Below are 21,845 nucleotides of genomic sequence, written 5' to 3'. Positions count from 1 at the left end.
GGCCAAGATCGGCCAACCCCGTCGACGTGGGCTGTCGGTGAGACAAAGTAGTCTTGAGCCCATGCCTGAACGCCGTACCGTCGCACTCGTCACTCTCGGCTGTGCCCGTAACGAGGTGGACTCCGAGGAGCTCGCAGGCCGTTTGGAAGCGGACGGCTGGCAGCTCGTCGAGGACGCCACGGACGCCGACGTCGCCGTGGTCAACACCTGTGGCTTCGTCGAGGCCGCCAAGAAGGACTCCGTCGACGCCCTCCTGGAGGCCAACGACCTCAAGGGTCACGGCAGAACCCAGGCCGTCGTGGCGGTGGGCTGCATGGCCGAGCGGTACGGCAAGGAACTGGCCGAGGCGCTGCCCGAGGCCGACGGCGTGCTCGGGTTCGACGACTACGCCGACATCTCCGACCGCCTGGGGACCATCCTGTCCGGCGGCATCCACGCCGCCCACACCCCCCGCGACCGCCGCAAGCTGCTGCCGATCAGCCCGGCCGAGCGCCAGGAATCGGCCGCCGCCGTCGCGCTGCCCGGACACGGCCCGACCGACCTCCCCGAGGGCGTGGCGCCCGCCTCCGGTCCCCGTGCGCCCCTGCGCCGCCGGCTGGACGGCTCCCCGGTCGCCTCGGTCAAGCTCGCCTCCGGCTGCGACCGGCGCTGCTCCTTCTGCGCCATCCCGTCCTTCCGCGGCTCCTTCATCTCCCGCCGGCCGAGCGACGTCCTGAACGAGACGCGCTGGCTGGCCGAGCAGGGTGTGAAGGAGATCATGCTGGTCTCCGAGAACAACACGTCCTACGGCAAGGACCTCGGCGACATCCGCCTGCTGGAGTCCCTGCTGCCGGAGCTGGCCGAGGTCGACGGCCTGGAGCGGGTGCGGGTCAGCTACCTCCAGCCGGCCGAGATGCGCCCGGGACTCATCGACGTCCTGACCTCGACCCCCAAGGTCGTCCCGTACTTCGACCTGTCCTTCCAGCACTCCGCGCCCGGCGTGCTGCGCGCCATGCGCCGCTTCGGTGACACCGACCGCTTCCTGGAGCTGCTCGACACCATCCGCGGCAAGGCTCCCCAGGCCGGTGTGCGCTCCAACTTCATCGTCGGCTTCCCCGGCGAGAGCGAGGCGGACCTGGCCGAGCTGGAGCGCTTCCTGAACGGCGCCCGCCTGGACGCCATCGGTGTCTTCGGGTACTCCGACGAGGAGGGCACGGAGGCGGCGACCTACGAGAACAAGCTCGACGAGGACGTCGTCGCCGAGCGTCTGGCCCGGGTGTCCCGGCTGGCCGAGGAGCTCGTCTCGCAGCGCGCCGAGGAGCGTGTCGGCGAGACCGTGCACGTCCTGGTCGAGTCCGTGGACGACGAGGAGGGTGTGTACGGCCGCGCCGCGCACCAGGCGCCGGAGACGGACGGCCAGGTGCTGCTCACGAGCGGCGCGGGCCTGAGCGTCGGACGTATGGTCGAGGCGAAGGTGGTCGGTACGGAGGGTGTCGACCTGGTGGCCGAGCCGCTGGCCGGCTCGCTCGCGTGTAGTGAGGAGGCGGGCAGATGACCGGAGTCCCGGCATCCGCCGCGGGCGGCTCCTCCGGCGCGCAGGGCGCGCGGGGCTCCGCCGCCGCTGCTGACGGCGTGGCGTCCGAGGTCTCCGGCTCCGGCTCCGGCTCCGGCTCTGCTCCTGCTCCTGGCTCCGACGCGACGGCCGACACGAGGCCCGCACGGGGCGGGAAGATCACGGCCGCGGCCGTCAACCAGGCCAGCGTGTGGAACGTCGCCAATCTGCTGACCATGCTGCGGCTGGTCCTGGTGCCCGGCTTCGTGGCGCTGATGCTGGCGGACGGCGGGTACAACCCGGCCTGGCGCTCGTTCGCCTGGGCGGCCTTCGCCGTCGCCATGATCACCGACCTGTTCGACGGGCACCTGGCGCGTACCTACAACCTCGTCACCGACTTCGGGAAGATCGCCGATCCCATCGCCGACAAGGCGATCATGGGAGCGGCGCTCATCTGTCTCTCCGCCCTCGGTGATCTGCCCTGGTGGGTGACGGCCGTCATCCTCGGCCGGGAACTCGGCATCACCCTGCTGCGTTTTCTGGTCATTCGCTACGGCGTGATCCCGGCCAGCCGCGGCGGCAAGCTCAAGACACTCACCCAGGGCGTCGCCGTCGGGATGTACGTGCTGGCACTGACGGGGTGGCTGGCCACCCTGAGGTTCTGGGTGATGGCCGTGGCGGTCGTCCTCACCGTCGTCACGGGCCTCGACTACGTGAGACAAGCCATTGTGCTGCGCCGACAGGGAATCGCCGAGCGGGCGGCGGCGTTGGAGGAGAAGGAAGCGTGAGTTCTCCGGCCACCGAAGTGGTGCGACTACTGACGGTGAGGGGTGAGTCCCTCGCGGTCGCCGAGTCGCTGACCGGTGGCCTGGTCGCGGCGGAGATCACCGGCGTGCCCGGAGCGTCCAAGGTGTTCCTGGGCTCGGTCACCGCCTACGCCACCGAGCTGAAGCATCGGCTGCTGGGCGTCGACGCCACTCTCCTGGCGCAGCGCGGAGCGGTGGATCCGCAGGTCGCGGCCGAGATGGCGGCCGGGGTGCGCAAGGCCCTGGGCGCCGACTGGGGCATCGCGACCACGGGGGTCGCGGGCCCGGACCCGCAGGACGGCAAGCCGGTCGGCACGGTCTTCGTGGCCGTCGACGGGCCGCTCACCACCCTCTCCGGTTCCGCCGGTGGCGGAAAAGTGGAGGCCCTGCGGTTGAACGGCAGCCGTGCGGAAATTCGTATGGAGAGTGTACGGAGCGTACTCGCAGCGCTCCTGGAGCGGCTTGCGGGCGAACAGACCGGGAATGAGCGGGCACAGGATACGGAACGGAACGGGGGGTTTTGATGTTTGCAGCCCTGAGTGAACACGACATCGCTCCCCGCACGGCCGCGGCGCAAGGCGGTACGGTGGGGCGTGAAGGATGCGGCTACGCGGTCCGAGGAGGGAGCCACCGATGATTCTGCTCCGTCGCCTGCTGGGTGACGTGCTGCGTCGGCAGCGCCAACGCCAGGGCCGTACTCTGCGCGAAGTCTCCTCGTCCGCCCGAGTCTCACTCGGCTATCTCTCCGAGGTGGAGCGGGGGCAGAAGGAGGCTTCCTCCGAGCTGCTCTCCGCCATCTGCGACGCGCTGGACGTACGGATGTCGGAACTCATGCGGGAAGTGAGCGACGAACTGGCGCTCGCCGAGCTGGCGCAGTCCGCCGCGGCCACCGAGCCCGTGCCCACGCCGGTCCGTCCGATGCTGGGTTCCGTCTCGGTGACCGGTGTGCCACCGGAACGGGTGACCATCAAGGCGCCCGCCGAGGCAGTGGACGTGGTCGCCGCCTGAGTTTCGCGGCGGCATAGAGAACCGATACGTGTGAGGCCCCGGCCGGGCCTCCCTGGTGAATCCGGGGAGCGTGGCCGGGGTTTCGTGTTGCCCTCGTACGGCGCCTTCGAGCCGCCCTCGCAGGGCCCGGCGCCGTCGGCTCGCACGGTCCCGCTCCGGTGCCGGGGGTTCCGCTTTGCTCCGTTTGCCGGTGTCCGGTGGTCCGGTCATGGTGGAGGGACGTGATGGCCGCCGAACCGCCGGAGGAAGCGGATGTACGTCGTGAAGAGCCCCTTGGCCGACGCGGGTCTGAAGACCGTGTCCGAGGCGCTGCAGGGCGCCCTCGTCGATCTGGTGGACCTCGCCCTGGTCGCCAAGCAGATCCACTGGAACGTCGTCGGGCCCCGCTTCCGCTCCATCCACCTCCAGCTCGACGAGGTCGTCGACTCCGCCCGCACGCACTCCGACACCGTGGCCGAACGGGCCTCGGCGCTCGGTGTCCCGCCCGACGGACGTGCCGCCACGGTGGCCTCCCGCAGCGGCATCGGAACCACCCCGGCGGGCTGGATCAAGGACGGCGACGCGGTGGGGGCGATGGTGGACGCCCTCGGTGCGGTGATCACCAGGATGCGGGAGCGGGTGAACGCGACCGGCGACGCGGACCCCGTGACCCAGGACCTCCTCATCGGGATCACCGCGGACCTGGAGAAGCATCACTGGATGTTCCAGGCGGAGAACGCGTAGCGGTTCCGGCGGCCCCCGGGTCGAGCGGCCGTCCATGTGGTCCGGCGCTGCATCCGTGAGCCCGCGGTGCGCCTCCCGCGCGGGACAGGCGACGGTCTAGCGTCCGGCAGGAGGTGGTGGCGGCCATGGTGGGGCGGATAGCGCGCTGGACGGTGGCGCTGGGATTCGGGACGGTGTGGTGGTGGGCCGTGCTGCGGCTCGCCCTGGGACAGGGCTCGGGCGTGCTGGAAGGGGCCGTCGCGGCCGGCGGGTGGGGGCTGAGCGTGCTGCCCGTGCACTGTGTGCCCAGGGGGCGCGCGGCCGGGGCCCTCTCCACCGGGCGCTGGGTGGCTGCCTGGCGGGCGGGGGAGGTCACCAGGGCATCGCCACACCCCCGTTCGGGCGAAGTATCTGACCCGTCGTGAACGCCGAGGCGTCCGACGCCAGGTACAGCACCGCATGCGCCACGTCGTCCGGCTCACCGACCCGCCCCAGGGGCGCCATCCGGGCCATCACGGTCTCGGTGTGCGCCTGCGCCTCGCGGTCGTGCCGGTCGGTCATGGGGGTGCGGACCCAGCCGGGCGCGACCGCGTTGACCCGGACGCCGTGCCGGCCCACCTCCGTGGCCAGCGTCTTGGTCAGCTGGACCACGGCCGCCTTCGCGGCGCCGTAGCAGAGCAGGCCCGGTGCGCCGGTGTCGACCGCGCCGGAGGCCATGGTGACGATGCTGCCCCGGATGTCGCGGGCGACCATCAGCCGGGCCGCCTCCTGACAGGCGTACAGCACGCCCCTGAAGTTGACGTCCAGCACCCGGTCCAGGTCCTCGTCCCGGGTCTCCAGGACCGGACTGCTGTGCATGATCCCCGCGATCGCCGCCATCACGTCCAGACGGTCGCAGGACCGGACGGCCTCGGCGAGGGCCGCCCGGTGGGTGACGTCCAGGGCGTGGACACGGGCCGTGCCGCCGCGTTTCCCGATCAGCTCGGCCGTGTTCCGCAGGCCGTCCGCGTCCCGGTCGGCGCAGTGCACGGTCGCGCCCGCCTCGGCGAGCAGAACGGCGGAGGCCCGGCCGATGCCGCCGGCGGCTCCGGTGACGAACGCGGTGCGTCCGGTGAGGTCGTACGCCGTGAGGGGCATGCAGCGACCGTACGAGCGTTTCTGACGGGTCGTCAATTGCCGTGCCGCGTCGAATGCCCGGACCTGCGGATGCCCGCCTGGTGGGCCGATCAGCCGGCCCGGCGGGGGTAGCGCTCCCTGAAGCGCTGCGCCGTTCCCGGGGCGGGGGCGGGGCCCGTCTGGCAGGCCGGGCACCAGTAGGTGGGGCGCTCCTGGGAGCCGTCGCCCTGGTCGGCCACGCGGACCGGGGTGTGGCAGCGCAGGCACGGGCGGGGTGCGCGGCCGTAGACGAACAGGTCCTGCCGCGGCAGACCCGTGGTCTGCCGGACCGGGCGGTCGCGGTTCGCCTCCAGCAGCCGCTTGGCGAGGGCGGGCAGCTTCTCGGCGCGGTCCGCGGGGAGTGCGCCTACCGGCAGCCAGGGAGTGACGCCGAGCAGGAAACACAGCTCGCTCTTGTAGACGTTGCCGATCCCGGCCAGATTGCGCTGGTCGAGCAGGGCCTCGCCGAGCTGGCGGCCCGGGTCCGCGAGCAGGTTGGCCAGGGCGCGCTCGGGGTCCCAGTCCGGGCCGAGCAGGTCGGGTCCCAGGTGCCCGACCACCCCTTCCTCCTCCGCCGTGCGCAGCAGCTCCAGGACCTGCAGGCGGTAGCCGACGGCCGTGCGGTCGACGGTGCCGAGGATCACCCGGATCTGGTACGCCGGTCCGCCCCGCCAGCGCTCGCCCGTGCCGAACACCTTCCACGCCCCCTCCATGCGCAGGTGCGTGTGGAGGCTCAGGCCGCCCTCGAACCGGGTGAACAGGTGCTTGCCGCGCGGGATCGTGCTCAGCACCCTGCGGCCGGTGAGATCAACCGTCGCGTACTTCGGCACCCGGAAGTCGCTGCGCGTCACCACCTTGCCGGCGAGAGCCTCGTGCAGCCGCCGCGCAGCCTGCCAGACCGTGTCACCTTCGGGCATGGGTCAAGGGTGCCACGGTGGGGTGACCGGGGCGGGGCGGTGGGGGCGTTGGAGTGGGATGGGCAGGGCGTCGCGGTGGCGGGGCGTCCGGCCGGGGGCCGACCGTGATCTGAGGGTGGGCGTCCAGGAGGGCGGCGGGCCGCGTGGACGGGGGCGGGGTTGCCGACGAGGCGGGGTTGCTGCCGGCGGATCTCGCGGTGGCGCCGGACGGCTCTCGCGGCGCCGGCCTGTGCTCGGTGGTCGTCAGGCTCTCAGGCGCAGGCCGCGCGGGGTGGCCACGAAGCCCGCTGCTTCCAGGAGGGTGCCGGTGGGAGAGGTCAGGGCCTGGGCGCCGTTGATCCGCTCGACCGTGACCGTGCCGAGGGAGCCGGCGCGGGCGGCGGCGGCCAGGGCCTCCGCCGCCGTACGCAGACGGGGGTCGTCCGTGGCCGCGGTGTCCGGGGTGGCGGGCCAGGCCAGCAGTGTCTTGCCGCCGCGCTCCATGTACAGGGTCAGCTCCCCGTCCACCAGGACGACCAGCGAGCCCGCCTTGCGGCCCGGCTTGTGCCCGGCACCGGTCGGCGGCTCGGGCCAGGGCAGCGCCGCGCCGTAGGCGTTCGACGGGTCGGCCGCGGCGAGCACCACGGCACGGGGGTCGGGTGAGCCGCCGCGGGTGCGGTTGTCACCGTAGCCCCGGTTCGGGGCCTGGCCGTAGCCGGTCGTTCCGCCTCCTCGGGGACCGCCGTAGCCGGGGGAGGCGAAGGGGTCGGCGAGGTCGCGGGGCGAGACGTACTCGTCCGGGGCCGCGGGCGGCCAGGTGAAGTCACCGTCCAGGCCGGGGTGTGCGAATCCGGAGTCGGTTCCGTCGCCCGCGCCGAGGGGCGCGTGGCCGTGCGGACCGCCGTCGGTGTCGCCGAAACCGCCGGGACCGCCCGGGAAGCCCGAAGCGAAGGGGCTCTGGGAGCCCTGGCCGGGCAGGGACTCGCCCCTCTCGCGCGCGTTGGACACCGCGCGCAGCCGGTCGACCGCGCCGTCCATGGCGAACTGGGCCGCCCCGAGCCCCTCGACCACGTAACCGCGTCTCGCCTGGCCACTGTCCTCGAAGGCGGACAGCACCCGGTACACCGCGGAGAAGCCGCCCTCGACGCCTTCCGCGGCGACCGCTCCCCGGGTGACCACACCGTGCCGGTCCAGGAGCGTGCGGGCCAGCGCGTGTGCGCGCACGGTGGCGTCCGGTTCGGCCGCCGGCAGCAGCGACCAGCGGCCGGCGACGGTCGGCGGGCCCGTGCGGGACGCCGTGCGCGCGGCGGCAGTCAGGGAGCCGTAACGCCCGCGCGGAACGGCACGCTTGGCGCGGTGGGCGGTCGAGCCCGCCGTACGGCCCGAGCCCAGCAGGGAGCGCATCGGTGCGAGGGTGTCGTTGGTGAGTCGGCCCGACCACGCCAGATCCCAGAGCGCGTCGGCCAGTTGGGGGTCACTGGCCTCGGGGTGCGTGGTCGCCCGGACCTGGTCGGCGATCTGACGGAAGAACAGGCCGTAGCCACCGGACAGAGCGTCGAGGACGGACTGGTGGAGCGCGGTCAGCTCCAGCGGGTGCGGTGGCGGGAGCAGCACAGGGGCCGCGTCCGCCAGGTAGAGGGAGACCCAGCCGTCCTTGCCGGGCAGGGCGCCCGCGCCGGCCCACACGACCTCGCCCGCCGCGGTCAGTTCGTCGAGCATCGACGGGGTGTAGTTCGCCACGCGGGACGGCAGCACCAGCTTCTCCAGCGCCGAGGCGGGCACGGAGGCGCCCTGCAACTGCTCGACGGCGCGCACCAGTCCGTCGACGCCCCGCAGACCGTGGCCCCTGCCGATGTGCTGCCACTGCGGCAGGAACTGGGCGAGCGCGGCGGGCGGCACGGGCTCCAGCTCGTGACGCAGGGCCGCCAGGGAGCGGCGGCGCAGGCGTCGCAGCACGGTGGCGTCGCACCACTCCTGGCCGATGCCCGCCGGATGGAACTCGCCCTGGACGACACGGCCGTTCGCGGCGAGCCGCTGCAGGGCGCCCTCGGTGACCGCCACGCCCAGGCCGAAGCGGGTCGCCGTCGTGGTCGACGTGAACGGGCCGTGCGTACGGGCGTACCGCGCGAGGAGGTCGCCCAGCGGGTCCTTGACCGGCTCGGTGAAGGCCTCGGGGACGCCGACGGGCAGGGCCGTGCCGAGCGCGTCGCGCAGCCGGCCCGCGTCCTCGACCGCCGCCCAGTGGTCGGCGCCGGCGATCCGGACCTTGATGGCCCGGCGGGCACCGGCCAGCTCTCGCGCCCACTGCGGATCCGCGCCGCGCGCGACCAGTTCGACGTCGGTCAGCGGGCCGAGCAGCCGGAGCACGTCCGCCACGCCCTCCACGTCCTTGACCCTGCGGTCCTCGGTGAGCCACTGGAGTTCGCGCTCCAGCTCGGTCAGCACCTCGGCGTCGAGCAGTTCGCGCAGCTCGGCCTGGCCCAGCAGTTCGGCCAGCAGCCGGGAGTCCAGGGAGAGCGCGGCGGCACGACGCTCGGCGAGCGGTGAGTCGCCCTCGTACAGGAACTGGGCGACGTACCCGAAGAGGAGGGAGCGGGCGAACGGGGACGGCTCCGGGGTGGTGACCTCGACCAGACGCACCTTGCGGGACTCGACGTCCCCCATCAGCTCGACGAGCCCGGGGACGTCGAAGACGTCCTGGAGGCATTCGCGGACCGCCTCCAAGACGATCGGGAACGAGCCGAACTCGCTCGCCACCTGGAGGAGTTGGGCCGCCCGCTGCCGCTGCTGCCACAGCGGGGTGCGCTTGCCGGGGTTGCGGCGCGGCAGCAGCAACGCGCGCGCGGCGCACTCGCGGAACCGGGAGGCGAACAGGGCCGAGCCGCCTACCTGGTCGGTGACGACCTGGTCGACCTCGCCCTTGTCGAAGGCGACGTCCGCCGCGCCCACGGGCGCCTGTTCGCTGTCGTACTCCGCGCCCGCCTTCGCGGGCTCCTGGTCGAGCAGGTCCATGCCCAGCAGGTCGGCGTCGGGCAGGCGCAGCACGATGCCGTCGTCGGCGTGCATCACCTGTGCGTCCATGCCGTACCGCTCGGACAGGCGGGCGCCCAGGGCGAGGGCCCAGGGGGCGTGCACCTGGGCGCCGAAGGGGGAGTGGACCACGACCCGCCAGTCACCCAGCTCGTCACGGAAGCGCTCCACGACGATCGTGCGGTCGTCCGGGATGTGACCACAGGCCTCGCGCTGCTCGTCCAGGTACGACAGCACGTTGTCCGCCGCCCACGCGTCCAGGCCCGCGGCGAGCAGCCGCAGCCGGGCGTCGTCCTTGGACATCGAGCCGACCTCGCGCAGGAACGCGCCCACCGCGCGGCCCAGTTCCAGGGGGCGGCCCAGCTGGTCGCCCTTCCAGAACGGCAGTCGGCCCGGTACGCCCGGCGCGGGGGAGACCAGGACGCGGTCGCGCGTGATGTCCTCGATGCGCCAGGAGCTCGTGCCCAGCGTGAAGACGTCACCCACGCGGGACTCGTAGACCATCTCCTCGTCCAGCTCGCCGACCCGGCCGCCGCCCTTCTTGGGGTCGGAACCGGCGAGGAAGACCCCGAACAGGCCCCGGTCGGGGATCGTGCCGCCGGAGGTGACGGCCAGCCGCTGGGCACCCGGGCGGCCGGTGATCGTGCCGGTCACACGGTCCCACACCACGCGCGGGCGCAGCTCCGCGAAGGCGTCGGACGGGTAGCGGCCGGCGAGCATGTCGAGGACCGCCGTGAACGCGGACTCGGGGAGCGAGGCGAAGGGGGCCGCGCGGCGGACCGCGGCGAGGAGGTCGTCGAACTGCCAGGCGTCCAGCGCCGTCATCGCGACCACCTGCTGGGCGAGCACGTCCAGCGGGTTGGCGGGCACCTTCAGGGCCTCGATCGAGCCCGAGCGCATCCGCTCGGTGACCACGGCCGCCTGGACGAGGTCACCCCGGTACTTGGGGAAGACGACGCCGGTGGAGACGGCGCCGACCTGGTGTCCCGCGCGGCCGACGCGTTGGAGCCCGGAGGCCACCGAGGGCGGGGACTCGACCTGGACGACGAGGTCGACGGCGCCCATGTCGATGCCCAGCTCCAGGCTGGACGTGGCGACCACGGCGGGCAGCCGGCCCGCCTTCAGGTCCTCCTCGACCAGCGCCCGCTGTTCCTTGGACACCGAGCCGTGGTGGGCGCGGGCGATCACCGGGGGCGCGCCCTGGGCCGCGCCCGAGCCGCCCATCAGCTCGGCCGGGGCGTGGTGCTCCTCCAGCGTCTCGCCGGTCGCGCGCTCGTACGCGATCTCGTTCAGCCGGTTGCACAGCCGCTCCGCGAGGCGCCGGGAGTTGGCGAAGACGATCGTGGAGCGGTGCGACTGGACGAGGTCCGTGATCCGCTCCTCCACCTGCGGCCAGATCGACGGCCGCTCCGCGCCCTCGGCGGCGTCGGCCACCGGGGAGCCGCCCAGCTCGCCCATGTCCTCGACCGGGACGACCACCGAAAGGTCGAACTCCTTGCCTGACCGCGGCTGGACGATCTCCACCTTCCGGCGCGGCGAGAGGTAGCGGGCCACCTCGTCCACCGGGCGGACGGTCGCCGACAGGCCGATCCTGCGGGCCGGCTTGGGCAGCAGTTCGTCGAGCCGCTCCAGGGAGAGCGCGAGGTGGGCGCCGCGCTTGGTGCCGGCGACCGCGTGCACCTCGTCCAGGATCACCGTCTCCACGCCCGTCAGCGCGTCGCGCGTGGCCGAGGTCAGCATCAGGAAGAGCGACTCGGGGGTGGTGATCAGGATGTCCGGCGGGCGCGTGGACAGGGCGCGGCGCTCGGCGGCCGGGGTGTCGCCGGAGCGGATGCCGACCTTGACCTCGGGCTCGGGCAGGCCCAGGCGCACGGATTCCTGGCGGATGCCGGTCAGCGGGCTGCGCAGGTTGCGTTCGACGTCGACCGCGAGGGCCTTCAGCGGGGATACGTACAGCACCCGGCAGCGCTTCCTCGGGTCGGCCGGGGGCGGGCTCGACGCCAGCTGGTCCAGTGCGGCGAGGAACGCGGCCAGCGTCTTGCCGGAGCCGGTCGGCGCGACCACCAGCACGTCCGAGCCCGCCTGGATGGCCTGCCACGCGCCCGACTGGGCCGCGGTGGGCGCGGAGAACGCCCCCGTGAACCAGCCGCGGGTCGCGGGGGAGAAGCCGTCGAGGGCCCGGTGTGCGGAGCTGACCATGCGTCCATCCTGCACCCGGCCACTGACAATCGCCGTGACCTGGGCAAATGCCAAGCGGCGGTGGTGGCCGGCGGGGGGCGCGGCCGGGACGGCGGAGAATGGCCGTATGGCAGGCACAGCCGACGGGCAGGACGACCGCCCACCCAGCGACCGGCAGCGGCGACCGGTGGAGCGGGCCCGGCACTGGCGGTACGAGGAGCTGCCCGGCGTCGACCTGCTGCGCGCCCGGTACGTCCGCAAGACCTTCGTGCGGCACACCCACGAGAACTTCGTGATCGCGGCCATCGCCGACGGCGTCGAGGTGTTCCACCACCGCGGTTCCGACGTGTCCGCGGGCGCGGGAGCCCTGGCGCTGGTCAATCCGGACACCCCGCACACCGGCCGGGCCGGCGTCCCCGAGGGCTGGCGGTACGGCGCGGTCTACCCCTCACCCGACGTGGTGGCGGCGATAGCGGCGGAGACCACCACCCTCCGCGGCACACCCGGCTTCGTCGGCCCCGTCCTCGACGACCCCGCCACCGTCCGCCTCGTCCACCAGGTGCTCCGCGCCGCCGAGGAGGGCAACGCACTGGCCGCGGACACCCTGCTGCGGGTCGCCGTGACGAGGCTGCTGCGCCTGAACGGCGGTCCGCTGCCGCAGCGCCGGACGGCGACGGCCGGCGCCCGGACCGCGGCACGCGCTCGCGCGGTGCTGGAGGAGCGCATGGCCGAGCCGCCGACCCTGGAACGGCTCGCCACCGACCTAGGGACCAGCCCGTTCGCGCTGCTGCGGGCGTTCCGCAACGCCTACGGAATGCCGCCGCACACCTGGCTGACCGACGCCCGCGTGCGCCGCGCGCGGCTCCTGCTGGACACGGGGACGCCACCGGCCGAGGCGGCCGTCGCCGTCGGCTTCACCGACCAGCCCCACCTCAACCGGCACTTCGCCCGGATCGTCGGCGTGCCCCCGGGCGCCTACCAGCGCGAGCGCAAGAACGTACAAGACCCGGACTGACGTACGCCCGTACCGTCCGGGGCGTGGCACAACAGACAGCATTCGCGGACATGACCGGCGAGGGCGCGGACAAGCCCGACGCGGCGGTCGTACGGGACGCCCTCGGCGTCGGCGTCGCCGTGGGCCTTTCCGGGTTCGCCTTCGGTGTGACCTCGGCCGGCAGCGGGCTCGGGCTCCTCCAGACGTGCGCGCTCAGCCTCCTGGTGTTCACCGGCGCCTCCCAGTTCGCCCTGGTCGGGGCGCTCGCCGCCGGGGGCAACCCGTACACGGCCGCGGCCGGGGCCTTCTTCCTGGGCGTACGCAACGCCTTCTACGGGCTGCGCCTGTCGCAGCTGCTCGCGCTCCCGCGCACGGTGCGGCCGTTCGCCGCCCAGTGGGTGATCGACGAGACCACGGCGGTCACCCTGGCGCAGCCGACCCGGCGTACCGCGCGGATCGGGTTCACCGTCACCGGCCTCACCCTCTACGTGCTGTGGAACCTCACCACGTTCCTCGGCGCCCTGGGGGCCAAGGCCATCGGCGACACGCGCGCGTGGGGCCTCGACGCGGCCGGACCCGCCGTGTTCCTCGCGCTGCTCGCCCCGATGCTGAGGACCTCCACCGAGCGCGCGGTCGCGGGCCTCGCGGTGCTGCTGGGCCTCGGCCTGCTGCCGGTGCTGCCGGCCGGCGTGCCGGTCCTGGTGGCCGCGCTGGCGGCACCGGTCGCCCTCTTCGTCTCGGGACGGCGCGGACACGGCAGCTCCCGGCACGAGACGGACGGACCGGAGGAGCACCGGTGAACACCTGGATCGCGATCGGCCTGACCGTGCTCGGCTGCTACGCCGTCAAGCTCGCCGGCCTGCTGGTACCCGCCCACGCCGTGGAGCGGCCCTTCGTGCGGCGGCTCGCCGCCCTGCTGCCCGTGGCCCTGCTCGCCGCGCTCACCGCACAGCAGACGTTCGCCGACGGGCATGCGCTCGTGCTGGACGCCCGGGCCGCCGGGCTCGGGGCGGCCGCCGTGGCACTGGTACTGCGCGCACCGTTCCTGCTGGTCGTCGCCGCGGCCGTGGTCGTGACGGCGGGAGTACGCGCCATCGGAGGCTGAGCCACGCCGGTTCAGCCCACGAAGCGGCCGTACGCCCTCAGGGTGCGCAGCGCTTCGATCGTCACCAGGGGACGCGCCTCCAGCGCGGGGGCCGGGGCCCACTGGCGCCACCGGATCGGCCAGCCGCCGTCCTCCTGTTGCTCGGCGGCCAGATGGTCCAGCGAGCGGGCCATCTCTTCGTCGGTGAACCACGCGCGCGCGAGTGACTCCGGGCTCCTGGCGAAGTCGTGCGGGAAGTGGTGCTCGCCCGGGGCGTAACCGGACGCCACCGGCCAGGCGCCGAGGCGGCGCGGGTCCAGCGCCACGAGCCGCTGCTCACGCACCAAGCGGCCCAGCCGGTCGGCGGCGGCCTGCGCGCGCGGGCGGTCGGGAGCGGAGTCCAGGAACGCCACGGCGGCCTCCACCTCGTAGGGGTGCGACTTGTCCAGAGCCTCCACCGCCTGCCAGCAGAAGTCGGTGGCCCGGAACAGCCAGGCGTGCCACACCTCGTTGCGGTGCAGCAGCCCCACCACCGGCCCGGTGGCCAGGAGCTCGCTGGGAGGATCGTCCACGACCGGGACGAACGGCGCCGCCGGGTAGCCGCGCTGGCTCGGGTGGATCGCCGGCAGCGCGCCGTCCGCGGTGGACACGGAGGTCAGATAGCGGCACAGGCGCTCCACCCGCTGCCCGCCGCAGCGCCCGATGCCGTCCAGGACGCGCAGCGCGTGCGCGGCGTGCAGCGGCTGGCTCACGGGTCCGCGCAGGTCGGGCTCCAGCGCGTGCCCGTACCCGCCGTCCTCGTTGAGATGGGCGTCCAGTGCCGCTTCCACCGCCTCCGGGGCTCCGTGCAGGAAGTGGTACGCGAACAGGCGCTGCTCCAGCACGCGCGCGGTGAGCCACACGAACTGTTCGGCGCGGAAGAGCGGGGAGCGCGCCGGGGGCGTGGAGGGGAGTGGGGAAGCTCCGGTTTCGGACATGCGTCAGACCGTAGGACGGAAAGCGGTCTCGGCAAGGGGTCCCGGCCGGGGCCCACCCCCAGGGGCGGGATACTGGAGTCATGCGGTTGACGGTCTTCTGGCAGCGGATGGCGGAACACTTCGGTCCGGGGTACGCCGACACCTTCGCGCGCGACCACGTCATGGCCGAGCTGGGCGGACGCACGGTGCACGAGGCACTGGACGCCGGCTGGGAGGCCAAGGACGTGTGGCGCGTGGTCTGCACGGTCATGAACGTGCCGGGAGAGCGGCGCTGACGCACTGATCGGGTGGGCCGTACATCGGGACTCGGTGACCGAAATGCCCGTATCGCCCTTGTCGTGGCGGCCGGTACGGCACTGATCGGTCACGAAGACCCGCAGGTGGGCGCAGGTTGTCGGTGGCGTGGGTGAGACTGGGCGCGTGGCACCCATCGACGACGACAGCGAGCCGCCGACCCGGAACACGGCACCGACCGGTACGACGCCCGACAGGCCCCCGGCCGCCGGTGCCGTCGCTCCGGGCGGCCGTATGCCGCGCTGGCTGCCGCGCGCCATGGTGCTCGCGCTCGCGCTGATCGCCGCCTTCCAGCTGGGCAGCTGGGCCTTCCACCAGCTCACCAACCTGTTGATCAACATCCTGATCGCGTTCTTCCTGGCCCTCGCGATCGAGCCCGCGGTGAGCCGGATGGCCGCCCGCGGGATGCGCAGGGGGCTCGCCACCTTCTTGATGTTCCTCGGCCTGGCGATCGTCGTCGCGGGGTTCGTCACACTGCTCGGTTCCATGCTCGCCGGCCAGATCATCAAGATGGTCGAGGGTTTCCCGGACTACCTGGACTCGCTCATCAACTGGATCAACGAGACCTTCCACTCGAACCTCAGACGGGTGGACGTCCAGGAGGGGCTGCTCCACTCCGACTGGCTGCGCAAGTACGCGCAGAACAGCGCGGCGGGCGTCCTCGACGTGTCCGCGCAGGTGCTCGGCGGTCTCTTCCAGCTGCTGACGATCGCGTTGTTCTCGTTCTACTTCGCCGCCGACGGGCCCCGGCTGCGCCGGGCGCTGTGCTCCGTGCTGCCGCCCGCGCGTCAGGCCGAGGTGCTGCGCGCCTGGGAGATCGCCGTCGACAAGACGGGCGGCTACCTCTACTCGCGCGGCCTCATGGCGCTCATCTCGGGGATCGCGCACTACATCCTGCTGCAGGCCCTGGGTGTGCCGTACGCGCCCGTGCTCGGCGTCTGGGTGGGCCTGGTCTCCCAGTTCATCCCCACCATCGGGACGTACCTCGCGGGCGCGCTGCCGATGCTGATCGCGTTCACGGTCGCGCCCTGGTACGCGGTGTGGGTGCTGGTCTTCGTCGTGGTCTACCAGCAGTTCGAGAACTACATGCTCCAGCCCAAGCTGACCGCGAAGACCGTCGACATCCACCCCGCTGTCGCCTTCGGATCGGTCATCGCGGGCACGGCGCTGCTGGGCGCGGTCGGCGCGCTGATCGCCATCCCCGCGGTGGCCACCCTCCAGGCGTTCCTGGGGGCGTACGTGAAGCGGTACGCCGTCACGGACGATCCCCGGGTGCACGGGCACCGTCGGCGGCCGGGCGGCCCCGGCGTGCTCGCGCGCATCTGGGGGCCGCGGGGCGAGCGGACCGGCGCGGAGGAGACGTCGTAAGGCTCCCGGCGCCTGGGGTCCGCCGGGGGGCCGGTCCGTGACGCCCGCTCGCCTCAGTACGTGACGACAGCCCACACGCCGGCCGCGGCGACGGCCGCCGCGTAACAGCCCACCGCCGTGGCCACGATCCGCCGGCGTGCCCGCTCGCTCCAGGAGGAGCGGGACAGCAGCAGGGCCAGCCCCGGCAGTACGAGGACGGCGTGCAGGCTGACCCCGTGCAGCGGCTTGAGCGGGGCCGTCGAGTGATAGGCGGCCTCCTGGTGGCCGGTGCGGGTCAGCACCACCCCGCGCGCGATCATCGCCGCGCCCGAGGCCAGCGCCACCAGCATGAGCGCGAAGCCGGAGCGCACCGCGAGCGGCATGCCCGCCGGGCCCGTGGGCCGGTACCGGAAGGACGCGACGGCGAACCACGTGAGCAGCACGACGAGGATTCCCCCGCCCACGGCGAGCGTCATGGACACCGCCGTGTCGAAGGGGGTCTCCGTGTTCAGATGCGACGGCACCCGGCGCCACGCCTGCAGGGTGATGCCCGCCACCTCCACCACGCAGTCGGCGGCGAAGACGAGCAGCAGGACCGCGCGCGGCCGCGCCCCGATGCGCAGATACGACGTGACCCAGGTGATCGCGATCAGCGTCACACCGAAGGAGAGGCCGAACGTGACGGGCTTGCGCCAGGACACCGGGCCGTCCCAGGGGCCGCCGTCGACCGCGAACACCCCCAGGTGCACGAGGCCGGAGAGGACGAGGAGCAGTCCCGTCGCATGGCAGAGCCGGTCGACGGCGCGTGGATTCTTCATGGGGGCAAGGCTTCCGGCGCCGCCCCGCGCGGTCGTCGTCCGGCCGAAGGCGGTCGTGGTACGCCGGCGGGAGTAGTGGCCTCCGGTGTCGCTTGACACTAAAATCGAACATCCATTCTCATAGAGGCTCGGGCGAGGCTTTCGGTGGGGATTTCGGCATGGTTTGGGCCGATATGTCCCCTGGTTATCCACAGGCCGGACCGACGTCAGGGCGCATTGTCAGTGGCAGGCGTTAGCGTCTTTGACGTGAAGCGATCGACTCAAGCAAACCGGGTGGAACCCATGGCAGGAACCGACCGCGAGAAGGCGCTCGACGCCGCGCTCGCACAGATTGAACGGCAATTCGGCAAGGGCGCGGTCATGCGCATGGGCGAGCGGTCGAGGGAGCCCATCGAGGTCATCCCGACCGGGTCGACCGCTCTCGACGTAGCCCTCGGCGTCGGCGGCCTGCCGCGCGGCCGCGTCGTCGAGATCTACGGCCCGGAGTCCTCCGGCAAGACGACCCTGACCCTGCACGCCGTCGCCAACGCCCAGAAGGCCGGTGGTCAGGTCGCCTTCGTGGACGCCGAGCACGCTCTCGACCCCGAGTACGCGCGCAAGCTGGGCGTCGACATCGACAACCTGATCCTCTCCCAGCCCGACAACGGCGAGCAGGCCCTGGAGATCGTGGACATGCTGGTCCGCTCCGGCGCCCTCGACCTCATCGTCATCGACTCCGTCGCCGCGCTCGTCCCGCGCGCGGAGATCGAGGGCGAGATGGGCGACAGCCACGTCGGTCTCCAGGCCCGGCTGATGAGCCAGGCCCTGCGGAAGATCACCAGCGCGCTCAACCAGTCCAAGACCACCGCGATCTTCATCAACCAGCTCCGCGAGAAGATCGGCGTGATGTTCGGCTCCCCGGAGACCACGACCGGTGGCCGCGCGCTGAAGTTCTACGCCTCGGTGCGCATCGACATCCGCCGCATCGAGACCCTGAAGGACGGCACGGAGGCGGTCGGCAACCGCACCCGCTGCAAGGTCGTCAAGAACAAGGTCGCCCCGCCCTTCAAGCAGGCCGAGTTCGACATCCTCTACGGCCAGGGCATCAGCCGTGAGGGCGGCCTGATCGACATGGGCGTGGAGCACGGCTTCGTCCGCAAGGCCGGCGCCTGGTACACGTACGAGGGCGACCAGCTCGGCCAGGGCAAGGAGAACGCGCGCAACTTCCTCAAGGACAACCCCGACCTGGCCAACGAGATCGAGAAGAAGATCAAGGAGAAGCTGGGCGTGGGTGTCCGGCCGGAGGAGCCCGCGACCGAGCCGGGCACCGACGCGGCGGTCACCACCGCGGCCGCCGACGACGCGAAGACGGCGTCCGCCCCGGCAGCCGCCAAGGCCACCAAGCCCAAGGCCGCCGCTGCCAAGAGCTGATCCATGACACGGCGAACCGACTGGGCCGAGTACGAGTACGCCACCCCCGGTGCCCCGCGGGGGAGTGGTGCCGGGGGCTACCCGGGCTCCGCCCCGGGTGGTGACGGCGAGTACGCGGACGGCGGACACGGCAGTCATGAGGAGTACGACGGTCACGGGGACGAGGCTGCCCACCCGGGCGACGGGAGCGACGAGCGGCACGGGGGCGGCTCGAGCGACCGGAGCTCCCGGGGAGCCGGTCCGCGGGGCGGCCGGGGACGCGGCCGGCGCAGGCGCGACTTCGGGGATCCGCCCGAGCAGGACGAAGGCACCTCCTCCTCGTCGAGGGCCGAGAAGGGGGAGTCTTCCGGGGACCCGGCTGAGCGGGCGCGGGCGATCTGCCTGCGCCTGCTCACCGGGACCCCACGCACCCGCAAGCAACTCGCGGACGCCCTGCGCAAGCGGGAGATCCCCGAGGACGTGGCGGAGGAGGTGCTGTCGCGGTTCGAGGAGGTCGGGCTGATCGACGACGGCGCGTTCGCGGACGCCTGGGTGGAGTCCCGGCACCACGGCCGGGGACTCGCCCGGCGCGCACTCGCCCGGGAGCTGCGCACCAAGGGCGTCGACTCGGCGCTGATCGACGAGGCCGTCGGGCAGCTCGACTCCGAGCAGGAGGAGGAGACCGCCCGCGAACTCGTCGCCCGCAAGCTGCGGGCCACCCGGGGCCTCGACCGCGACAAGCGGATCCGGCGCCTCGCGGGCATGCTCGCCCGCAAGGGCTACCCCGAGGGAATGGCCCTCCGCGTCGTCCGCCAGGCCCTGGAGGAAGAGGGCGAGGACGCGGATTTCCTCGGAGACACGGACTTCTGACATCTGATCAACGGGCGGCCGGAGGGGGGATACCCCCCGTCCAAGACGCCGGGTCACCGCAATGCTCCGGTGCCCCGGTGACGGCGAGGGTGTACGCATGCCCCGGAGCGCCGAGTAGACGGGCCGGGGCGGCCACTGCACGGTCCTCCCAGCCGTACAACAGAAGAGAGCCCGTCCCGATGATGTTGCGTTACGCCCTCCGGACAGTCCGCGCCCGTAAGGCGGGCTTTCTCGGCGCCTTCCTCGCCCTGATGTGCGCGGCCGCCCTGATCACCGCCTGCGGCACCCTCCTCGACACCGGACTGCGCGGCACCATCCGCACCGAGCGCTATGCCGCCGCGCCGGTCGTGGTCTCCGCCGACCAGTACGTCCACCAGACCACGGTCAAGCACAAGAAGGGCAAGACCAAGGTCAAGCACAAGGCGAAGCCCATCGCCGAACGCGCCTGGCTGCCCGCTGACCTGCGCGCGACCATCGCCCGCACTCCGGGAGCGGCCCGAGTCGTCCCCGAACTCACCTTCCTCGCCCAGCCGTTGACCGGGGCCGGCACCGGCGGCCGGACCCCCTACGGGCACGCCTGGGACTCCGCCGTGCTGACGCCGTACCGGCTGAGCACGGGCCATGCGCCCCGGTCCGCCGACGACCTGGTCATCGACAGTGACCTCGCCGCACGCGCCCGGCTGCGGCCCGGTGACCGGCTCACCGTGCAGTCCACTCAGGCCCCGCGCAGCTACCGGATCACCGGTATCGCCACCCCGGCGACCGTCGTACGCCACCAGACGTCTCTCTTCTTCTCGACCGCGGAGGCCCGTCGGCTGGCCGCGCACCCGGGACAGGTCACCGCGTTCGGCGTGCTGCCGGCCGCGGGGACGGATCCCGAGGCGCTGAGGCAGGCCGTGGCGCGGGCGCTGCACGGCACCACCGCCCAGGTCAGCAGCGGCGACGCCCGCGGGCCCGTCGAGTTCCTGGACGCGGCCGCCGCCCGCGTTCGGCTGGTCAGCATGGGCGGCGCCATGGGCGGCACCTCGCTGCTGGTGGCGGTGCTCGTGGTCGTCGGCACCTTCGCGCTCACCGTCCAGCAGCGCCACCGCGAAGTCGCCCTGCTCCGCACCATCGCCGCCACGCCCGGACAGATCCGCCGGCTGCTCGGTCGGGAGGCGCTGATCGTCGGCGCGGCCGCGGGCTCGGTGGGCGCGCTGTTCGGGCTGCCGCTGGGCGGCTGGCTGCAGTCCAGGTTCGTCGCCCTCGGGGCCGTACCCGACACGCTCGAGCACACCGTCGGGGTCTTCCCGCCGCTCGCCGCTCTCGCCGCCACTGTGCTCGGAGCCTGGGCGGCGGCCCGGATCGCCTCCCGCAGGATCGTCCGGATCCGGCCGGCCGAGGCCTTGGCGGAGGCCAGGACCGAGCGCACCCGTCCCGCCTGGGGCCGGATCCTCGCCGGGCTGCTCCTGCTCGCCGGCGGAGCCGTCCTCGTCGTCGTCCTCACCTCCCTGCGTACCGAACCCGCCTCGACTCCCGTGACCTTCCTGGCCGTCGTCGTCCTGTCCACCTCCGTCGCCCTGCTCGGTCCGCTCCTCGTCAGGGCGGCCACGCTGCTGCTCGCCGGCCCGCTCCGGCTCACCGGTCACGGCGGCCGCCTCGCCACCGCCAACCTGCGTGGCAACGCCACCCGCATGGCCTCCGTCGTCACCCCCCTCACCCTGCTCATCGGCATGACCTGCACCGTGCTGTTCGTCCAGTCCACGCTCGCCGACGCCGCCCGAACGCAGGCGCGTGACGGAGTCAGGGCCGACTGGGTCGTGGCCGCGCAGGGGCCGGGTGTCCCCGGTGAGGCCGCGCGGCGACTGCGCGCTGCGCACGACACGGTCATCGAGGTCGTCCGCACGACCGTCCGCGTCGGCCTCGACAAGTACCCCGCCCAGGGCGTCACCCCGGCAGGTCTGACCCGCACCTGGGACCCGCAGGTCACCGCCGGCTCCCTGGACGCGCTCGCCCCCGGCACCGTCGCCGTCAGCCGACTGGCCGCCGCACAACAGCATGTGAAGCCCGGAAGCACGCTGAAACTCACGCTCGGCGACGGCACGCCCGCCACGCTGACCGTCGCCGCCGTCTATGCCCGGGGTCTCGGCTTCGGCGATCTCACCTTCGCCCACGACCTCGTCGCCCGCCACGTCGACAACCCGCTCGCCTCCTCCGTCCTCGTCAGCACGACCCGTACACAGACACAACTCGCGACTACACTGCGTGAGTTCCCGGGGATGCGCATTCTCTCGCCCGCCCAGGCCGATGCGCTTCAGGCCGACGGCCGGCAGGCGAACGCGGAGGTCAACTATCTCGCCATGGGACTCGTGCTGGCCTTCACAGCGATCGCCGTGGTCAACACCCTCGCCATGTCGGTCGCGGAGCGTGTGCGGGAGTTCGCCCTGCTCCGTCTCGCCGGTGCGACCCGGCGACAGGTGCTGCGGATGCTGCGCACCGAGTCGCTGTCCGTCCTGCTCCTCGCCACCGCGCTGGGCAGCGGCATCGCCCTCGCCGTGCTCACCGCGTTCAGCGTCGGGATGACCGGCCGGGCGGCGCCCACGGTCACGCCCCTGCTCTACGCAGCCGTCGTCGCGACCGCCGCCCTCCTCGCCCTCGCCGGCAGCGCCCTGCCGGGCCGCGCGGCACTACGAGTGCCGGCGGTGACGGCGGCCACGGCGAAGGACTAGCACCGGCCTGAGAGTTGGCCAGGTCGTACGCGGCGATCAGGACCCCACTCTCGAAGTT

At 73.0% G+C, this 21,845-nt stretch carries 17 protein-coding genes and 1 pseudogene; 13 read left to right on the top strand and 5 right to left on the bottom strand.

Features of this window, described 5'->3' with window-relative positions; translation table 11 throughout:
• Positions 1-61 precede the first annotated feature (61 nt).
• From rimO to ACZ7FF_RS39470, 5 genes are all read left to right on the top strand, one after another.
• Positions 62-1,534, top strand: coding sequence for a 30S ribosomal protein S12 methylthiotransferase RimO (gene rimO, locus ACZ7FF_RS39490; protein ID WP_470818862.1), 1,473 nt, complete (start codon positions 62-64; stop codon positions 1,532-1,534).
• Positions 1,531-2,319 carry a CDP-diacylglycerol--glycerol-3-phosphate 3-phosphatidyltransferase gene (gene pgsA, locus ACZ7FF_RS39485; RefSeq protein ID WP_470818860.1) on the top strand — a complete coding sequence of 263 codons (789 nt, stop codon included), beginning with the start codon at positions 1,531-1,533 and terminating at the stop codon, positions 2,317-2,319. Before rimO ends, pgsA begins: the two co-directional genes overlap by 4 nt.
• Positions 2,316-2,861 (top strand): CinA family protein, encoded by a 546-nt coding sequence (locus ACZ7FF_RS39480; RefSeq protein ID WP_470818858.1) that lies wholly within the window; start codon positions 2,316-2,318, stop codon positions 2,859-2,861. Before pgsA ends, ACZ7FF_RS39480 begins: the two co-directional genes overlap by 4 nt.
• A 109-nt stretch (positions 2,862-2,970) precedes the next feature.
• Complete coding sequence (locus ACZ7FF_RS39475) at positions 2,971-3,345, top strand: helix-turn-helix domain-containing protein (RefSeq protein WP_030178264.1); 375 nt, start codon at positions 2,971-2,973, stop codon at positions 3,343-3,345.
• 252 nt (positions 3,346-3,597) lie between these two features.
• The gene (locus tag ACZ7FF_RS39470) at positions 3,598-4,068 is read left to right on the top strand and encodes a Dps family protein (RefSeq protein ID WP_470818856.1); all 471 of its coding nucleotides are present in this window, start codon (positions 3,598-3,600) and stop codon (positions 4,066-4,068) included.
• Positions 4,069-4,419: 351 nt separating this feature from the next.
• Here ACZ7FF_RS39470 and ACZ7FF_RS39465 read toward each other — a convergent pair whose 3' ends face one another.
• The 3 genes from ACZ7FF_RS39465 to ACZ7FF_RS39455 form a co-directional block, all read right to left on the bottom strand.
• Positions 4,420-5,184: an SDR family NAD(P)-dependent oxidoreductase gene (locus ACZ7FF_RS39465; RefSeq protein ID WP_470818854.1), complete on the bottom strand. Its 765-nt coding sequence runs from the start codon at positions 5,182-5,184 to the stop codon at positions 4,420-4,422.
• 89 nt (positions 5,185-5,273) lie between these two features.
• Entirely contained in the window at positions 5,274-6,119 is an 846-nt protein-coding gene (locus ACZ7FF_RS39460; protein ID WP_470818853.1) for an Fpg/Nei family DNA glycosylase, read from the bottom strand.
• A gap of 243 nt (positions 6,120-6,362) precedes the next feature.
• Positions 6,363-11,327 (bottom strand): ATP-dependent helicase, encoded by a 4,965-nt coding sequence (locus ACZ7FF_RS39455; protein ID WP_470818851.1) that lies wholly within the window; start codon positions 11,325-11,327, stop codon positions 6,363-6,365.
• A gap of 166 nt (positions 11,328-11,493) precedes the next feature.
• Between ACZ7FF_RS39455 and ACZ7FF_RS39450 the strand changes: the two are divergent.
• The 3 genes and pseudogenes from ACZ7FF_RS39450 to ACZ7FF_RS39440 form a co-directional block, all read left to right on the top strand.
• Positions 11,494-12,312, top strand: a pseudogene (locus ACZ7FF_RS39450) (AraC family transcriptional regulator); the annotation flags it as partial.
• 59 nt (positions 12,313-12,371) lie between these two features.
• Positions 12,372-13,100, top strand: coding sequence for an AzlC family ABC transporter permease (locus ACZ7FF_RS39445; RefSeq protein WP_470818875.1), 729 nt, complete (start codon positions 12,372-12,374; stop codon positions 13,098-13,100).
• The gene (locus ACZ7FF_RS39440; protein ID WP_470818849.1) at positions 13,097-13,405 is read left to right on the top strand and encodes an AzlD domain-containing protein; all 309 of its coding nucleotides are present in this window, start codon (positions 13,097-13,099) and stop codon (positions 13,403-13,405) included. Before ACZ7FF_RS39445 ends, ACZ7FF_RS39440 begins: the two co-directional genes overlap by 4 nt.
• A gap of 11 nt (positions 13,406-13,416) precedes the next feature.
• Here the strand turns inward: ACZ7FF_RS39440 and ACZ7FF_RS39435 are convergent, their stop codons facing one another.
• On the bottom strand, positions 13,417-14,361 hold the full coding sequence (locus tag ACZ7FF_RS39435; RefSeq protein ID WP_470818847.1) for a hypothetical protein: 945 nt from the start codon (positions 14,359-14,361) through the stop codon (positions 13,417-13,419).
• An 80-nt stretch (positions 14,362-14,441) separates the two neighbouring features.
• Between ACZ7FF_RS39435 and ACZ7FF_RS39430 the strand changes: the two genes are divergently transcribed.
• A complete protein-coding gene (locus tag ACZ7FF_RS39430) occupies positions 14,442-14,636 on the top strand; it encodes a DUF3046 domain-containing protein (RefSeq protein ID WP_470818846.1) in 195 nt (64 codons plus the stop codon).
• A 145-nt stretch (positions 14,637-14,781) separates the two neighbouring features.
• Positions 14,782-16,023, top strand: coding sequence for an AI-2E family transporter (locus ACZ7FF_RS39425; protein WP_470818844.1), 1,242 nt, complete (start codon positions 14,782-14,784; stop codon positions 16,021-16,023).
• 53 nt (positions 16,024-16,076) lie between these two features.
• On the opposite strand, the gene ACZ7FF_RS39420 is transcribed toward ACZ7FF_RS39425, so the two are convergent.
• Positions 16,077-16,820: a hypothetical protein gene (locus ACZ7FF_RS39420; RefSeq protein ID WP_470818842.1), complete on the bottom strand. Its 744-nt coding sequence runs from the start codon at positions 16,818-16,820 to the stop codon at positions 16,077-16,079.
• A 282-nt stretch (positions 16,821-17,102) separates the two neighbouring features.
• Here ACZ7FF_RS39420 and recA point away from each other — a divergent pair, with 282 nt between their 5' ends.
• The 3 genes from recA (at position 17,103) to ACZ7FF_RS39405 (ending at position 21,787) form a co-directional block, all read left to right on the top strand.
• Positions 17,103-18,230 carry a recombinase RecA gene (recA, locus tag ACZ7FF_RS39415; RefSeq protein WP_470818840.1) on the top strand — a complete coding sequence of 376 codons (1,128 nt, stop codon included), beginning with the start codon at positions 17,103-17,105 and terminating at the stop codon, positions 18,228-18,230.
• Between the two features lie 3 nt (positions 18,231-18,233).
• Positions 18,234-19,079 (top strand): recombination regulator RecX, encoded by an 846-nt coding sequence (gene recX / locus ACZ7FF_RS39410; RefSeq protein ID WP_470818838.1) that lies wholly within the window; start codon positions 18,234-18,236, stop codon positions 19,077-19,079.
• A gap of 179 nt (positions 19,080-19,258) precedes the next feature.
• Positions 19,259-21,787 carry an FtsX-like permease family protein gene (locus ACZ7FF_RS39405; protein ID WP_470818836.1) on the top strand — a complete coding sequence of 843 codons (2,529 nt, stop codon included), beginning with the start codon at positions 19,259-19,261 and terminating at the stop codon, positions 21,785-21,787.
• The last annotated feature ends 58 nt before the right edge of the window (positions 21,788-21,845 follow it).

Source organism: Streptomyces sp. NPDC037126 (genome assembly GCF_055605965.1).
This window is presented reverse-complemented; position numbering and strand designations above follow the sequence as displayed.

Bases quoted from the DNA above. Each gene is read 5' to 3' on its own strand.
- rimO (WP_470818862.1), top strand. From the start codon at position 62: ATGCCTGAACGCCGTACCGTCGCACTCGTCACTCTCGGCTGTGCCCGT.
- pgsA (WP_470818860.1), top strand. From the start codon at position 1,531: ATGACCGGAGTCCCGGCATCCGCCGCGGGCGGCTCCTCCGGCGCGCAG.
- ACZ7FF_RS39475 (WP_030178264.1), top strand. From the start codon at position 2,971: ATGATTCTGCTCCGTCGCCTGCTGGGTGACGTGCTGCGTCGGCAGCGC.
- ACZ7FF_RS39470 (WP_470818856.1), top strand. From the start codon at position 3,598: ATGTACGTCGTGAAGAGCCCCTTGGCCGACGCGGGTCTGAAGACCGTG.
- ACZ7FF_RS39465 (WP_470818854.1), bottom strand. From the start codon at position 5,184: ATGCCCCTCACGGCGTACGACCTCACCGGACGCACCGCGTTCGTCACC.
- ACZ7FF_RS39460 (WP_470818853.1), bottom strand. From the start codon at position 6,119: ATGCCCGAAGGTGACACGGTCTGGCAGGCTGCGCGGCGGCTGCACGAG.
- ACZ7FF_RS39455 (WP_470818851.1), bottom strand. From the start codon at position 11,327: ATGGTCAGCTCCGCACACCGGGCCCTCGACGGCTTCTCCCCCGCGACC.
- ACZ7FF_RS39445 (WP_470818875.1), top strand. From the start codon at position 12,372: ATGACCGGCGAGGGCGCGGACAAGCCCGACGCGGCGGTCGTACGGGAC.
- ACZ7FF_RS39435 (WP_470818847.1), bottom strand. From the start codon at position 14,361: ATGTCCGAAACCGGAGCTTCCCCACTCCCCTCCACGCCCCCGGCGCGC.
- ACZ7FF_RS39430 (WP_470818846.1), top strand. From the start codon at position 14,442: ATGCGGTTGACGGTCTTCTGGCAGCGGATGGCGGAACACTTCGGTCCG.
- ACZ7FF_RS39420 (WP_470818842.1), bottom strand. From the start codon at position 16,820: ATGAAGAATCCACGCGCCGTCGACCGGCTCTGCCATGCGACGGGACTG.
- recA (WP_470818840.1), top strand. From the start codon at position 17,103: ATGGCAGGAACCGACCGCGAGAAGGCGCTCGACGCCGCGCTCGCACAG.
- recX (WP_470818838.1), top strand. From the start codon at position 18,234: ATGACACGGCGAACCGACTGGGCCGAGTACGAGTACGCCACCCCCGGT.
- ACZ7FF_RS39405 (WP_470818836.1), top strand. From the start codon at position 19,259: ATGATGTTGCGTTACGCCCTCCGGACAGTCCGCGCCCGTAAGGCGGGC.